The organism is Leucobacter japonicus (assembly GCF_001273855.1).
Taxonomy (GTDB): Bacteria; Actinomycetota; Actinomycetes; order Actinomycetales; family Microbacteriaceae; genus Leucobacter; species Leucobacter japonicus.
On sequence record NZ_JHBX01000136.1, the window covers coordinates 1 to 203 of the forward strand.

The 203-nt window shown below is 63.1% G+C and carries 1 protein-coding gene; it reads right to left on the bottom strand.

The genetic code is table 11. The annotated features are described in order from the left end of the window. Nucleotides 1-21: 21 nt before the first annotated feature. Nucleotides 22-203, bottom strand: a 182-nt coding sequence (locus tag AMS67_RS17445; RefSeq protein ID WP_206541771.1) for a hypothetical protein, incomplete at its 5' end; no start/stop codon positions are given.

The following is a 203-nucleotide window of genomic DNA, read 5'->3' on the forward strand; positions in this document are numbered from 1 at the left end:
CGATCTCGCCATCAACGAGGGCTATGCCAAATCGGTGATGTCATCGGGCCGCTCAAGCACTGCGACGGTGTCGCTCAGCGGGCTCGGCTCGGCTGAGCTGACACTGACGGCGGTGCAGCTCTCGGGGGCGAGCGTCGGCGCGATTGGAAAGGTGAGGAAGAGAGATGAGAAACGCACGCTGCGCCGTGCGGAGAGAAAAGAAC